Annotated in this window: 13 protein-coding genes; 2 read left to right on the forward strand and 11 right to left on the reverse strand. The window is 62.2% G+C overall.

Annotation, left to right across the window (positions count from 1 at the left end; genetic code table 11):
• Positions 1-174 precede the first annotated feature (174 nt).
• On the forward strand, positions 175-1461 hold the full coding sequence (locus ABD806_RS04805) for a citrate synthase (RefSeq protein ID WP_344955248.1): 1287 nt from the start codon (positions 175-177) through the stop codon (positions 1459-1461).
• A gap of 50 nt (positions 1462-1511) precedes the next feature.
• Here the strand turns inward: ABD806_RS04805 and ABD806_RS04810 are convergent, their stop codons facing one another.
• The 8 genes from ABD806_RS04810 to ABD806_RS04845 all read right to left on the reverse strand — a co-directional run bounded on the left by ABD806_RS04810 (position 1512) and on the right by ABD806_RS04845 (position 10306).
• Positions 1512-2051 carry an Hsp20/alpha crystallin family protein gene (locus ABD806_RS04810; RefSeq protein WP_344955250.1) on the reverse strand — a complete coding sequence of 180 codons (540 nt, stop codon included), beginning with the start codon at positions 2049-2051 and terminating at the stop codon, positions 1512-1514.
• 160 nt (positions 2052-2211) lie between these two features.
• The gene (locus tag ABD806_RS04815) at positions 2212-3243 is read right to left on the reverse strand and encodes an ADP-ribosylglycohydrolase family protein (RefSeq protein WP_344955252.1); all 1032 of its coding nucleotides are present in this window, start codon (positions 3241-3243) and stop codon (positions 2212-2214) included.
• A gap of 81 nt (positions 3244-3324) precedes the next feature.
• Positions 3325-4344, reverse strand: coding sequence for a class 1 fructose-bisphosphatase (fbp, locus tag ABD806_RS04820; protein WP_344955254.1), 1020 nt, complete (start codon positions 4342-4344; stop codon positions 3325-3327).
• A gap of 101 nt (positions 4345-4445) precedes the next feature.
• Entirely contained in the window at positions 4446-5195 is a 750-nt protein-coding gene (gene kdsB, locus ABD806_RS04825) for a 3-deoxy-manno-octulosonate cytidylyltransferase (RefSeq protein ID WP_344955256.1), read from the reverse strand.
• Entirely contained in the window at positions 5192-5380 is a 189-nt protein-coding gene (locus ABD806_RS04830) for a Trm112 family protein (protein ID WP_116472803.1), read from the reverse strand. The genes kdsB and ABD806_RS04830 overlap by 4 nt, the downstream gene beginning before the upstream one ends.
• The gene (lpxK, locus tag ABD806_RS04835) at positions 5370-6335 is read right to left on the reverse strand and encodes a tetraacyldisaccharide 4'-kinase (protein WP_344955260.1); all 966 of its coding nucleotides are present in this window, start codon (positions 6333-6335) and stop codon (positions 5370-5372) included. The genes ABD806_RS04830 and lpxK overlap by 11 nt, the downstream gene beginning before the upstream one ends.
• Entirely contained in the window at positions 6335-8086 is a 1752-nt protein-coding gene (msbA, locus tag ABD806_RS04840; RefSeq protein WP_344955262.1) for a lipid A ABC transporter ATP-binding protein/permease MsbA, read from the reverse strand. The genes lpxK and msbA overlap by 1 nt, the downstream gene beginning before the upstream one ends.
• A 27-nt stretch (positions 8087-8113) precedes the next feature.
• Positions 8114-10306 carry a DNA internalization-related competence protein ComEC/Rec2 gene (locus tag ABD806_RS04845; RefSeq protein WP_344955264.1) on the reverse strand — a complete coding sequence of 731 codons (2193 nt, stop codon included), beginning with the start codon at positions 10304-10306 and terminating at the stop codon, positions 8114-8116.
• 27 nt (positions 10307-10333) lie between these two features.
• Here ABD806_RS04845 and ABD806_RS04850 point away from each other — a divergent pair, with 27 nt between their 5' ends.
• On the forward strand, positions 10334-10846 hold the full coding sequence (locus ABD806_RS04850) for a DUF2062 domain-containing protein (protein WP_344955266.1): 513 nt from the start codon (positions 10334-10336) through the stop codon (positions 10844-10846).
• Positions 10847-10906: 60 nt separating this feature from the next.
• Here ABD806_RS04850 and lolE read toward each other — a convergent pair whose 3' ends face one another.
• The 3 genes from lolE to ABD806_RS04865 are packed head-to-tail and all read right to left on the reverse strand — an operon-like array spanning position 10907 to position 14041.
• On the reverse strand, positions 10907-12148 hold the full coding sequence (lolE, locus tag ABD806_RS04855) for a lipoprotein-releasing ABC transporter permease subunit LolE (protein WP_344955268.1): 1242 nt from the start codon (positions 12146-12148) through the stop codon (positions 10907-10909).
• Positions 12148-12831, reverse strand: a complete 684-nt coding sequence (gene lolD / locus ABD806_RS04860; RefSeq protein ID WP_344955270.1) for a lipoprotein-releasing ABC transporter ATP-binding protein LolD — start codon at positions 12829-12831, stop codon at positions 12148-12150. Before lolD ends, lolE begins: the two co-directional genes overlap by 1 nt.
• Positions 12824-14041, reverse strand: coding sequence for a lipoprotein-releasing ABC transporter permease subunit (locus ABD806_RS04865; RefSeq protein ID WP_344955273.1), 1218 nt, complete (start codon positions 14039-14041; stop codon positions 12824-12826). Before ABD806_RS04865 ends, lolD begins: the two co-directional genes overlap by 8 nt.
• Positions 14042-14075: the final 34 nt, after the last annotated feature.

The following is a 14075-nucleotide window of genomic DNA, read 5'->3' on the forward strand; positions in this document are numbered from 1 at the left end:
CTGATCCCACAACCGGGTTTACGCCTGGTAGGCAGGACGACTAAAATTGACATTCACCCCTTGTTCTGTTTTCAATATGGCCGAACCATGGGACGTGTTGGTGATTACTTTCTCATTAAAAGTGCATAACAATGCGGACCTGTGGACCTATTATAAAAAACAAGGAGACGTGTTATGGCTGACCAAAAGGCCACCCTGCATCTGCCCGGCAAGGACCCCATTGAACTTCCTATTTCGTCAGGTACTGCTGGCTATGATGTTATAGATATCAGTTCATTAGGCTCACACGGTTACTTTACCTTCGATCCCGGTTTTATGGCGACGGCCTCCTGCCGCTCTGAAATCACCTATATCGACGGTGATCTTGGCGTGCTGCTGCATCGCGGTTACCCCATAGACCAACTGGCTCAAAACGCAGACTACCTCGAAGTCTGTTATATCCTGCTGTACGGCGAGGCCCCCACCGCCAAGCAGTATGACGAGTTCCACCGCCATATCATGCGCCACACCATGGTCCATGAACAGCTGTCTTCTTTCTTTAAGGGCTACCGTCGCGACGCCCACCCCATGGCCATCGTGTGCGGGGTGATCGCCGGCCTGTCGGCCTTCTACCATGATCCCATGGACATCAATAACCCGGAGCACCGGGAAATTGCCGCCCATCGCCTGGTCGCCAAGCTGCCGACCATCGCCGCCATGGCCTACAAATATTCCATCGGCCAGCCTTTTGTCTATCCGCGTAACGATCTGAGCTATGCCGGTAACTTCCTGAACATGATGTTCGCCGTGCCCTGCGAGGAATACAAGGTCAACCCGATCGTCGAACGGGCCATGGACCGCATCTTTACCCTGCATGCGGATCACGAGCAGAACGCGTCCACCTCTACCGTACGCTTGTCCGGCTCCAGTGGCGCCAACCCGTTTGCCTGTATCGCCGCCGGTATTGCCTCCCTGTGGGGCCCGGCCCACGGTGGCGCCAACGAAGCCTGCCTGATGATGCTCGAAGAAATCGGTTCGGTCGACCGCATTCCCGAGTTTATCGAGCGCGCGAAAGACAAGGACGATCCCTTCCGCCTGATGGGCTTCGGCCACCGGGTGTACAAGAACTTCGATCCCCGCGCCACCGTGATGCGCGAAACCTGCCACGAAGTACTGGACGACCTGAAGATCAGCGATCCGCTGCTGGACGTGGCCATGGAGCTGGAGCGCATCGCCCTGTCCGACCCCTACTTCGTCGAGCGCAAGCTGTACCCGAATGTCGACTTCTACTCGGGCATCATCCTGAAGGCCATCGGCATTCCCACCAGCATGTTCACCGTGATCTTCGCCCTGGCCCGCACCGTCGGCTGGATGTCGCACTGGAACGAGATGATCTCCGATCCCAAGCAGAAGATCGGTCGTCCGCGTCAGCTCTATACCGGCGCCGCAGAACGCGAGTTCATATCTCAGGTCGAAAAATAATGCGTTGACCACCCCATGACAAAACAAGGCCGGCGTATGCCGGCCTTGAGTTATTGCTGGGAAATGTTGATCTGCTTGGAGGCATGTTCCGCATTAACCTGACGCGGGACCTCTATTTTTAGTACTCCGTCTTTAAACTGGGCGCTGATATCCTCGGCCCTCGCATCGGCAGGTAACGTCAACACCCGCTGGAAGTGACCATAACTGCGCTCAATACGATGCAGGGTGTCACTTTTTTCCTCATGCTCATGCCTCTTCTCTCCGCGAATGATTAACCTGTCCCCCTCCTGAGTCAGGGTCACATCCTCTTTTTTCACACCGGGGATTTCCACACCGATCAGATAGCATCCCTCACGCTCGCTGATGTCGATGCTGGGCTTGAGCTGGTTGAAGGCCGGCCAGTCGCCCGTCGACAGGTCACTACCGAACCGACGCAGGTTGCGCTCAAACAAACGCTCCATATCCTGCTGCAGGCGGGACAGGGGATGAAATTCCTGCTCATGCCCCACCATGGTCAAGGGCTCATCCTGCTCATGCTTAAACCAGTTCCAGGGTGCCAGCCTGGATGAGGACAAACGTTTCATTGCCATTTGAAGCCTCCTTGAGGGTCTGTTTTTTGACCTCACCTAATAATGTAAGGACATAAAACCGACTTTCAAAGAGCCTTAACAAGGTTAATGTTGATCGGCGCTTGCTTATCTAAATAGCCGTTCCGAATAATGGATCCCGGGAGGCCGCGACCGGCTATCGCTAAGCAGAGGGGCCCTCATGGCCGGGCTCGCGGCGTGTCGCGTGCAGTACCTGATCGATGCCGCGGTATCGGGAACATTTATCTAGCGGTGCCAGCCGGCTGAGCAGCCGGGCTATCCTCAGGTGCTCATTCAGCCGTAACAGCCAGCCCACGGGGATGCCTTTTTCGCCCATTCCCCAGTGGGCGGCGGCAAGGGCGCCAACCAGCAAGGCCCGGCCGCAACTGTCGCCACCGAGCAGGATATTGTCGGTAATCGCCCGGGAATAACTGTCGGCACGCTTGATCAGTGCCAGGGACAGGGGAAGGCTCTCATGCAGGCCACAACCGGTTCCCCATTGTTCGGCCAGCTCATTGAGACCCGGCCGGCCCTCGCATGCCGACCTCGCCCTCGCCTGCCATTCACCCGGCAGGCTATCGTTCACGGCCTGCAGCGCCTGCTCGAGGGGAGCTCCCCGCAGCAGCAGGTTAAGGCCATGGGCCAGGGCCTGACCGGCCTGCTGGACCTCAGGCAGGCGATGGGTCACGGCGGTGGCGGCCTTGACCCGGAGCTTAAGTTCGCTCAGGTCGGAATAGCAGGCGCACAGCGCGGGAATGGTGGCCAGGGCCGGGGTCTGCTCATCGTCGCAGCCCGACTCCGGGGGCCAGTCTTCGGCCGGCCCCTGCAGGGCCGTGAGCAAGGCCCGGGTCGGTTGATCGATATAGCCCTGATAACGGCCACCCGCGCTGAAATACCGAACAAAGGCCTGCCGATAGGCGGCACTGTTCCAGCCGCTCTCGGTCGCCACCACTTCGGCCGCCAGCAGGGCTGTTTCACCATAGCCTGACAAGTCTCCGGATCCTTTATCGGGGTAGCCGAAATAACCCGCCACACCCCGATAGTCGGCGGCATTGGGGGTGAGGAATACACAGCCGCCTTCCCGTTGCACAACCTCTGCGATGCGCTCCCTGTCATACAGCCAGTGCAGCCCCAGACTCGCCGCATCGGCTACCAGCACTCCCAGCAGCGGCAGATAGCTGTCCCTGTTCCACATAGGCATGGCTCCATTCAGTACACAGGGTAAGCATAAGCCATAAAAAAAGGCGCCGAAGCGCCTTAGTCATCCGTTCCGGGTTTATTCCGTCCCCAGGCTCGAATACTGGGTCATAAACTCCCCGGCCTTGTCCACCATACGGATTGAACCGACAAAATAGGGGGTGCGCTGATGCAGCTCCGTCGGCTTGATTTCCATGATGCGCCGGAAGCCGTCGGTGGCCTTGCCGCCGGCCTGCTCCGCCAGAAATGCCAGCGGGTTGCACTCATAGAGCAGCCTCAGCTTGCCGTTGGGAGCGCTGGTGCCGGAAGGATAGATATAGATGCCGCCCTTGAGCATATTACGGTGAAAGTCCGATACCAGGGAGCCGATATAGCGGGATGTATAGGGCCGCTTGCTGTCGTCATCCTTTTCCTGGCAGAACTTGATATATTTCTTCACCCCTTCGGGGAACTTGATGTAGTTGCCTTCGTTAATGGAGTAGATCTGGCCCTGCTCGGGAATGCGGATATTCTCATGGGACAGGCCGAAGGAACCGAGGGACGGATCGTAGGTAAAACCATGCACACCGTTACCCGTGGTATACACCAGCATGGTGGACGAGCCGTAGACCACGTAACCGGCGGCGATCTGGTTGATGCCCGGCTGCAGGAAATCTTCCAGGGTCACCGGGCCGCCCGGCTCGCTGATCCGGCGATAGATGGAGAAGATGGTACCGATGGACACGTTGACATCGATATTGGAAGAGCCGTCCAGCGGATCCATCAGCACCACATATTTGGAGTTGGCGCTGGTGTGGCTGTCGAACACCACGAAATCATCTTCTTCTTCCGAGGCGATGCCACAGACCTCGCCCCGGGCTTCCAGCGCCGCCTTGAAAATATCGTTGGCGAATACATCCAGCTTCTGCTGCACTTCACCCTGGGCATTTTCGCGGCCAAAGCTGCCGCCGATGATGTCTGACACCAGGCCGGCACGGTTAATTTCCCGGTTCACCACCTTGGCCGCCCGACGGATGGACGACAGCAGCGAAGTCAGCTCTCCCGTGGCGTTGGGGTATTCAGACTGCTTTTTAACTATGTACTCACCCAGGGTAATCATATTTATCCTCAGATATTTCCGTATTCGGGGCCGGTGGCGGCCCTTTAATTATGCGGGGAACTTTACCCCGAGATGTTTTTTTTTGCAGCAAATTATGTCATTCAGCCGGCGGCCAGCACGCGGCGTATCCCGTCCAGATCGGCCTGGGTATCCACCCCCGGCGGAGGCAGCACCCGGGCCCGGGCCAGGGCTATCTGCTCTCCATGCCAGAGCACCCGCAGCTGCTCCAGTTTTTCCAGCTGTTCCAGCGGGCTCGTCGGCAGGCTGATATAGCGTTGAATAAAGCCGGCCCGGTAGGCATAGATGCCGATATGACGCAAACAGAGGCTCAGGTCCGGGGCGTCTTTCGCCATGCCGTCCCTGTCCCAGGGAATGGGCGCACGGCTGAAATACAGGGCCTTGTCCTGCAGGCTGGCCACCACCTTGACCACATTGGGATCCCGCAGCTGGCCGGCCTCTTCGAGCGGGGTCGCCAGAGTCGCCATCGGCGCCTGGCTGGCGGCCAGCAGCTCGGCCACCTGATCCACCAGTGCGGGCGGCAGCAGGGGCTCATCGCCTTGTACGTTGACCACTATCTCGTCGGGGGACAGCGCCAGTTTTGCCACCACCTCGGCCAGCCGCTCGGTGCCCGACTCATGATCGGCGGCGGTCATGCAGACCTCGACCTCCAGCCCCGCCAGGGCATCGGCGATGCGCCTGTCGTCGGTGGCCACCACCACCCGGCGGGCGGCGCTCTTTTGCGCCTGCTCCACCACCCACTGGATCATCGGCTTGCCGTGAATATCGGCCAATGGCTTGCCGGGCAGCCGGGTCGAGCCGAAACGGGCGGGAATAACGACGATGAAGCTCATCCGGGCAGCTCGTCCAGATCCAGTTTACGGGCCCGGTTCTCCAGCAGCACCGGGATGTTTTCGGTGATCGGGTAGGCCAGGCGGTCAAACCGGCACACCAGCTCATTGTGCTTCCTGTCCAGCTGCAGCTTACCCTTGCACACGGGGCAGGCGATGATTTCTACCAGTTTGGCATCAATGGCCATGGTGAAGCTCCTTTAAACGGGTTAACAGCAATTGTTCAAACTCGCCCGGTAGGCGGGCATCGACGGGCAGAAACCAGGCATTATCATGGCCGCCCCGCCACTTTACCGCGTCTTTTTCGGTCATCAGCAGGGGCCGGGATTGCACCGCTGCCAACGCCTCGGATGCGATACCCCGATGGTCGGCCAGCGCCAGCTGCCGGTCAAGCACAAACCCCTGTTGTTCGAGGGTGGTGAAAAACCGGCCCGGGTTGCCGATGCCGGCCATGGCATGTACCGGGCTGCCGGCGGGCGGCCGCTGCCCCTGCCCCGCCCCGACCGCATTAAGCTCCCCCGGCGCCAGCGTCATCAGGTATTCCCCCGGCGCCACGGGACCGCCGTTATTGACCACCCCGGTAACCTGACCGAGGCGCCAACGGCCTTCGCGCAGCGGCCCCATCGGCAGCAGATGGCCATTGCCGAAGCGGCGCTGGCCGTCCACCACCACCAGTTCGATATCCCGGGCCAGGCCGTAATGCTGCAGGCCATCGTCGCTGATGATGATATCCACCCCCAGGGTCACCAGCTGCCTGGCGGCGGCGGCCCGGTCGGGGGCCACCACCACCGGGCAACCGCAACGGCGATAGATAAGCACGGGCTCGTCGCCGGCCTGCTCGGGGCCGGTATCGTCCGCCAGCTGCAGGGGATAAGCCTCACTCTTGCCGCCATAGCCCCGGCTGATCACCCCGGGACGGTAGCCCTGCTCCCGCAGCCATTCCACCAGCCAGACCACCAGCGGCGTCTTGCCATTGCCGCCGACGCTCAGGTTGCCGACGATAATCACCGGCACCGGAGCACGATACACGGGCTTCAGTCCCCACTTAAACAGCCGACGACGCACCTCGGCAACCAGCCCGAACAGCAGGCTGAAAGGCAGCAGTAACCACAACCAGGTCGGCGTGCGGTACCAAGCCTCCATTACTGGTCCCCGAACTGGATGGCCCTGAGCTGGGCATAGACGCCCTGGCTGGCCATCAGGCTGTGATGATCCCCCCGCTCCACTATCCGGCCCTCGTCTATCACCAGGATTTCGTCGGCATTTTCGATGGTCGACAGACGATGGGCGATCACCAGCGAGGTCCTGTCCTTACGCAGGGCATCCAGCGCCGCCTGGATATGGCGCTCGGATTCGGTATCCAACGCCGAAGTGGCCTCATCCAGGATCAGCAGGGGGGCGTTGCGCAACAGCGCCCGGGCGATGGCGATCCGCTGGCGCTGGCCGCCGGACAAGCTGGCGCCGTTTTCGCCAATCAGGGTGTCGTAGCCCCGCTCCAGCTTGTTGATGAATTCGTCCGCATAGGCGATTTTCGCCACCGCGATGATCTGCTCCCGGCTGTATTCGCCTTCGGCGGCATAGGCGATGTTGTTGGCGATGCTGTCGTTGAACAGGTGCACATGCTGGGACACCAGGGCGAACTGGCGGCGCAGATCGCTGAGTCGATAGTCCTGGATATTGACCCCGTCGAGGCGGATTTCACCCTCGTCGATATCGTAGAAGCGGGTCAACAGGCTGGCGATGGTGCTCTTGCCCGAGCCGGAGCGCCCCACCAGGGCGATGGTCTTGCCCGGTTCCAGGCTGAAACTCACTCCCTTGAGGGCCGGCGTGTCCTTGGTGGGATAGCGGAAGGTGACCCGGTCAAACTCCACTTGCCCCCGGGCCCGGGTCAGGGGCCGGCTGCCTTGGTCCTGCTCGCCTTCACTGTCGAGCAGGCCGAACAGACTCTGGCAGGCGGCGATGCCCCGCTGATAGGAGACATTGACCTGGGTCAGGCTCTTCAACGGCCGCATCAGCATCATCATGGAGGTCACGATCACGGTAAAAGTGCCGGGGGTCAGGCTGTCCTGGACACCGTCGAAGGTAGATACATAGAGCAGTACCGCGAGCGCGAAAGAGGCGATCACCTGCACCACGGGGGTACCGATGGCATCGGCCGCCACCATTTTCATGTTCTGCTGGCGCACCCGGTTGCTCACCCCGTGGAAACGCCCGGCCTCCACCCGCTGGCCGTTAAACATCAGCACTTCCTTATGGCCCTTGAGCATCTGCTCGGTGCTGCTGGTGATATTGCCCATGGCATCCTGCATGCCCCGACTGATGCGGCGAAAGCGGCGGCTGATGATGGCGATCAGCACCCCCACCACAGGGCCGACAGCGAAAAAGATCAGCGACAACTGCCAGGAGTGATAAAACATCAGCCCCAGCAGGCCGATCACCGTCGCCCCTTCCCGCACCAGGGTCACCAGGGTCGAACTGGCCGCCGCCGAGACCTGGGACGCATCGTAGGTGACCTTGGACAACAGGGTGCCGGTATTATGGCGGTCGAAAAAGGCCACCGGCATGGCCATCAGCTTACCGAACACCTGCTGCTGCAGCGACATCACCACATGGTTGCCGACCCAGGCCATGCAATAGTTGGACAGAAAGGTGCAGATGCCGCGCAGGAAGACGATGCCGATCACGAACAACGGCATCCATTTCAGCACGGCGGGATCCTGGCCGGTCAGGCCCTCGTCGATCAGCGGCTTGATGGAATAGACGAAGGTGGTGTCGACGGCGGCATAGCCGGCCATGCCGATGATGGCGGCCACCAGGCCGAGCTTGCGCTCCTTCACATAGCCCAGCAGGCGCTTCAGCACCGGCCAGGATGAGGAGTGTGCTTGTTCTGACATAAGGTCTCTGCCCTGTAAAATGAGCGGCTATTCTAACGACTTCCGCCCATTCAACCAAGCATTGAGCCGATTATACCAGGGACCCGGACGTCTCTGGTTCAGCAGCCGCCACCTATCCTGCGCCGCAGCCAGATGCAGCATGCCGTGCTGGCCGGTCACATATTGCTCGACCCCCTGCCGTTCAAGGCGAGCCACCACCTCCGGCGCCGGAAAGCCCCAGCGGTTGGCGAAGCCCGCAGTGTGCACCACCAGGTCCGGGGCCACCGCCCGGTTGAAGGCCGGGCTGGACGAGCTGCGGCTGCCATGGTGGGGACTGAGCAACAGCTGGGCATCCAGCCGCCGTCCGCTGCGGATCAGCCGCTGCTCCGCCCCCGCCTCGATATCACCGGTCAACAGTACCGCCAGCCGGCCATCGGAGATCCGCAACACGCAGGAATCATTGTTGCTGTGGCCGCTTACCCGCTCGGGCCAGAGTACCTCCAGGGTGAGCGATTGCCACTGCCGGCGCTGTCCGGCCCGGCAGCCCTGCCCGTCCGGCCAGGCCCCCCAGCGCCGGCCGACGGGCAGCACCCGCGCCAGATAGTCCCGGTTGCCGCTGTGATCCCTGTCATCATGGCTGATCACCAGATAATCCAGCCGGCGGATGCCCAGCTCGTTCAGCAACGGCAGTATCACACTATCTGCCATGTTGAATCCGGAGGGGTAGCGGTTGCCGGTATCATACAGCAGCGCCTGCCTGCCCTGGGTGACCAGCACCGCCAGACCCTGGCCCACATCCAGCACCCGGACCTCCCAGGCCGGCCCCGGCCAAGCCTGCAGCAGCAACAGGTACAGGCCGAGCGGCCAGAGACGGCGCGCCCCGGGCAGCAACCCGGCCAGCAACATCAGCACCAACAGCAGCAGGCCCCCTTGACCCCAGGCGGACAGCGGCCACCAGGGAGACAGGCTTTCCGCCAGCCATTCCAGGGCCGCCATCAGCCGGGAAAACAACCCATCCAGCAGCGCCAGCAGCGACGAGGCCTGCGCGGGCAACGGGACCAGCAACAGGCAGGTCAGCAGCAACAGCGGGATCAGCAACAGGGAGAACAACGGGATCAACACCAGGTTGGCAGGCAGCGACAGCCAGCTGAAACCGCCGAACAACAGCAACAGCAGGGGCAACAGCAGCAGGCACAGGGCCAGCTGCAACGAGACCAGCCCCTGGCGGCGAAACAGCAGCCGGGTGCCCAGCAGGGCGGCGACCGCCAGCACCGACAACCAGAAGCCCTGACTGAACACCAGCCAGGGCTGGCCGGCCAATAAGATGGTGCAACAGGCCAGCAAGATGCGCCGTCCGCTCCAGTATCGGCCCAGCTGGCTTACCCCCAGCCAGAGCATCAGCATCAGCAGGGCCCGCTGGGTCGGCAGCGAAAACCCCGCCAGCCAGGCATAGGCCAGCGCCAGTGCCATGCCGCCCAGGGCCGCCATCCAGGAGCGGCCGGTGAGGCTGCCCAGGCCATAGCCGAGGGCGGCCAACAGGCCGATATGCAGTCCGGAAATGGCGAACAGGTGGCTCACCCCCAAGGCCCGCAGCGTGTCCCAGTCGCCTTTGCTGAGCTCGCCCCGCTCACCGAAACTCAGTGCCAACAGCCAGCGTCGGGCCGCAAGACCGTCAGTGGCGGCCTCGAAACGGGCCAATAATGCGGATCTGAGCCCGGCCGGGGCGGGCTCATGGAACAGCAGGCCGGTCAGGTAGCCGCGGGCGCTGACCCCCTGTCCCAGCAGCCAGCGGGCGCTGTTGAAGCTGCCCGGATTCTGCAGGCTGTGGGGCGGCAACAGGCGGGTGACCGAGCCGATTCGATCACCCTGTGCCGGTATGGTTCCCTGCCCATACCAGGCCAAAAGTACCCGGGGCTGGGGGGAAAGTGCTTGACCATTCAGGCTTTCCAGCCTAACAATCAGCCGGCCTGTCGTTTCTTCTTTGGGGTAGGAGGCGATAACCTGACCCGCTATAATGTGACTCCTGACGGTCAATTCGGGCTGGGTAAGCCAGTTGAGTTGCCAGTGGCTATAGCTGAAAATCCATAATACCCCCAGCAGCAGCCAGCCACCGAGCAGGAAGCGCCGTAGCATAAGCAGACACAAGAGTGTCAACGGCAGCCACCAGTCCCAGGGTGGCAACCAGGGCCAGATCAGACTGGATGACACACCGGAGCAGAAGTAGAACAGCCGCTTATCCATGGGGTAAGTATTGCGGACCTGGAGCAGATGCCAAAAAAAACCTTACGACGCTTGATGCCCGACCCGGGCACCATCAAGAATAACAAGCATTTACAACTGCTTGGCGATCGCCTGCATGACAATAACCTGTGGCACCTGAATCGCCACTCGGCCGCCGGCGCCTTTGCCGTGGGCCTGCTGTGCACCTGGATGCCGATCCCGTTTCAGATGTTGCTGGCCGCCAGCCTGGCCATTTTTTTTCGGGTCAACCTGCCCCTGTCGATGGTGCTGGTGTGGGTCACCAATCCCATTACCATGCCGCCCATGTTCTATTTCGCCTACCGGCTGGGCTCCTTCCTGCTCGACAAGCCCCACCATTACCAGCATTTCGAGTTAAGCCTCAGCTGGCTGACCAACGCCATGAGTACCGCCGGGCCGCCGTTTCTGCTGGGCTGTGGCGTACTGGGGCTGGCCAGCGCCGCCACCGGCTTTATGGTGATCCACGGCCTGTGGCGATGGACGGTGCTGCGCCGCTGGAAACGCCGCCGGCAGAACCGCTGACAGCGGGAAGCTAAAAGCTAGAAAAACTTCCGGCTTCTCGCTTATGGCTTCCAGCTTTGCTCAGGCCTCCCCCAGCAACTGGCTGGGCAGCAGGCGGCCGGCACGCCAAGCCGGGTACAGGGTAGCCACGAAAATAAGCAGCAGCGCAGCGCCCACCACCAGCCACATATCCGCCCAGTGGAACTCGGTGGGGATAAAATCGATAAAATAGATCTCCGGATTGAGCAGCTGGTGACCGCTGACACTTTCATACCAGCGTATCAGGGCCGATAACTCCCGGGACAGCAGCACCCCCAACAAGGTGCCAATCAGCACCCCAAACACACCGTTGAGCATGCCCTGCACCACAAAGGCGCCGCGGATCTGCCAGGGACCGGCGCCCATGGTCTTGAGGATGGCGATGTCCCCTTTCTTCTCGTTGACCGCCATCACCAGGGTCGACACTATGTTGAAGCTGGCCACCGCCATCACCAGCAGCAGCACCACATACATCAGGGTACGCACCAACTGGATATCCCGGTAGATGTTGCCCTGGCTGCGCATCCAGCTGTCCACATAGTAGGGGCTGGGCAAGGCCATGGCCGCATTCATGGTCAGGGCATCCGCCGTCAGCACATCATCCACCTTGATGTGGAACCCGGTCACCCCCTCCCCCAGTTCCCGCAACTGCTGGGCATCCTCCAGATGGGTATAACCCAGCACGGTATCCAGCTGGCCGCCCAGGGCCAGTATCCCCACCAGGGTGAAGCTGTGGCGCTGGGGCGAGCCAAACCCCTGCTCGCCGGGCGCCGGCAGCAGCAACGACACGCTGTCTCCCAGCGCCAGCCCCAGCTGCTGGGCGATGGCCTGCCCCAGGATCAACTGGCGCGCCCCCGGCTGCAATACATCAAACCCGCCACCCTGAATAAAGGCCGACAGATCCGAGATCTGCCCCTCCAGTCCGGGTTCTATGCCCTGCAACTGCACCGCCTTCAGCTTGGCGCCCCTGCTCAACAGCCCGTCCAGCGGGACATGGGGTGAGGCCGCCACTATGCCCGGTGCCGACGTCAGTTGCGCCACTACGCCCCGCCAGTTATCCACCGGTCCCTGGGCCGTGGTCAGCTGGCCGTGGGGGATCACCGCCAGGATCCGTTGTTCCAGCTCCCGCTGGAAGCCGTTCATCGCCGACAGCCCCAGGATCAGCGCGCCGACCCCGATGGCGATGCCCATGATCGAGGCGGCGGAGATAAAGGAAATAAAACGGTTGCGCCGCTTGGCCCGGCTGAAACGCCAGCCCAGGAACAGGCTGAGGGGACGAAACATCAGTGTGCCTCCTGCAGCCGGCCGTCCACCAGCCGGGCCTGCCGGTCCAGGCGTGCCGCCAGGTTCAGATCATGGGTCACCACCACCAGCCCGGTGCCCGACTCGGCCTGCAGTTCGGCCAGCAGGGCGAACACATCGGCGGCGCTGTGGGCATCCAGGTTACCGGTCGGCTCGTCGGCCAGCACCAGCCGGGGACGATTGACCAGGGCACGGGCGATGGCCACCCGTTGGCGTTCGCCACCGGACAGCGCCGAGGGCCTGTGCTCCAGGCGATGACCCAGGCCCACCCGGGCGAGCAGCGCCTGGGCCCGCTCCCTGGCCTCGGCAACGGCCACACCCGCGATCAACAGCGGCATGGCGGCGTTTTCGAGGGCGGTGAACTCCCCCAGCAGGTGATGGAACTGATAGACAAAGCCCAGCTTCTGGTTGCGGAAGCGGGCCTGGGCCCGGGCCGACATCCGGTGCAGATCCTGTCCCTCCACCTGCACCCAACCACTGGTAGGCGCGTCCAGGCAGCCCAGCAGATGCAGCAGGGTGCTCTTGCCCGAACCCGAGCTGCCCACCACCGCCAGGCTCTCGCCCGCGTTCAGGGTCATGCTGACCCCGTCGAGGATCTGAATGTCGCGCTCCCCGTCCTGGTGGGCCTTGGTTAACTTCTCGACGACTAACAGGGGACTACTCATAACGCAATGCCTCGGCAGGATGAACCTGTGCCGCCCGCCAGGCCGGATACAGGCTGGCCAACACACACAATAACAGGGTGGAAATCAGGATAAATACCAGCTGGATCCTGTCCAGCTGCACCGGCAGGCTGTTACCGCCCGCCGCCGAATAGAAGTTGATGCCGAGCCCGCCCAGCACGGCGTCCAGGTTCAGGCACAGCACCAGCCCCAGCCCGAAGCCCAGCAGGGAGCCGAGCACGCCGCTGAAGCCGCCCTGGATCATAAACACCCCCATCACCCGATAACGGCTCAGACCCAGGGTCTGCAGCATGGCGATCTCGGCCTCCTTGTCGGTCACCACCATCACCATGGACGACAGTATGTTGAAGGCCGCCACCAGGATGATCAGCGCCAGCATCAGGCTCATCAGCCGTTTCTCCATGGCCACCGCCTGGAACAGCTCTCCCCGGCTCTGCTGCCAGCTGGCCAGGGTCAGCCCCTCCGGCAGCGGCGCCAGTCGATCGACCTCGAAGGCATCGTGCAGCCACAGCCGCAGGCCCGTGGCCTGGCCGGGCCCATAGCGCAGCAGCCGGCCCGCATCCTCCAGCCGGGCCAGCACCAGCTGGTTGTCGACATCGGTACCGGTGCTGAAGGTACCCACCAGGGTAAACAACCGCTGGCTGGGCACCCGCCCCAGAGGCGTAAAGCGGCTGCCTTCGGTGACCGTGACCCGCACCTGATCACCCGGCTCCACATTCAGGCTCCTGGCCACCCCGGCCCCCATCACCAGGCCGTAGGGCAGGTATTCGAAGAATTCCCGGGTCTGGCCGCTGAGGCCGGTCAGCAGGGGATCGCCCGCCGGAAAGGCGCCGAGGTCCACCCCATAGAGTTCGACCCCGGTCAGGTGCCCCGGCCCCTGCACCATGGCTTCTGCCTGGATAAAGGGCGCGCTGGCCTTTACCCGGGGCTGATTAGCGAACAGCGGGGCATACTGGCCGGGATCGGCCAGCCGGCGCTGCTCATTGGTCACCAGGGCATGGGGGATTACCCCCAGGAGGCGATCCTTGAGTTGTTGCTCGAAGCCGTTCATCACCGCCGACACCAGGATCAGCGCCGCCACCCCCAGCAGGATGCCGATGGTCGAAAAACAGGAGACAAACGAGGCAAAACTACGGCGCCCCCGGGCACCGGCATACCTGAGACCCAACATCAGGATCAGGGGTTGAAACATGGTATAATCATCCGTTTTGCAAAGGGTTTTACGT

Origin of the sequence: Zobellella aerophila (assembly GCF_039539325.1) — a bacterium.
Classification (GTDB): domain Bacteria; phylum Pseudomonadota; class Gammaproteobacteria; order Enterobacterales; family Aeromonadaceae; genus Oceanimonas; species Oceanimonas aerophila.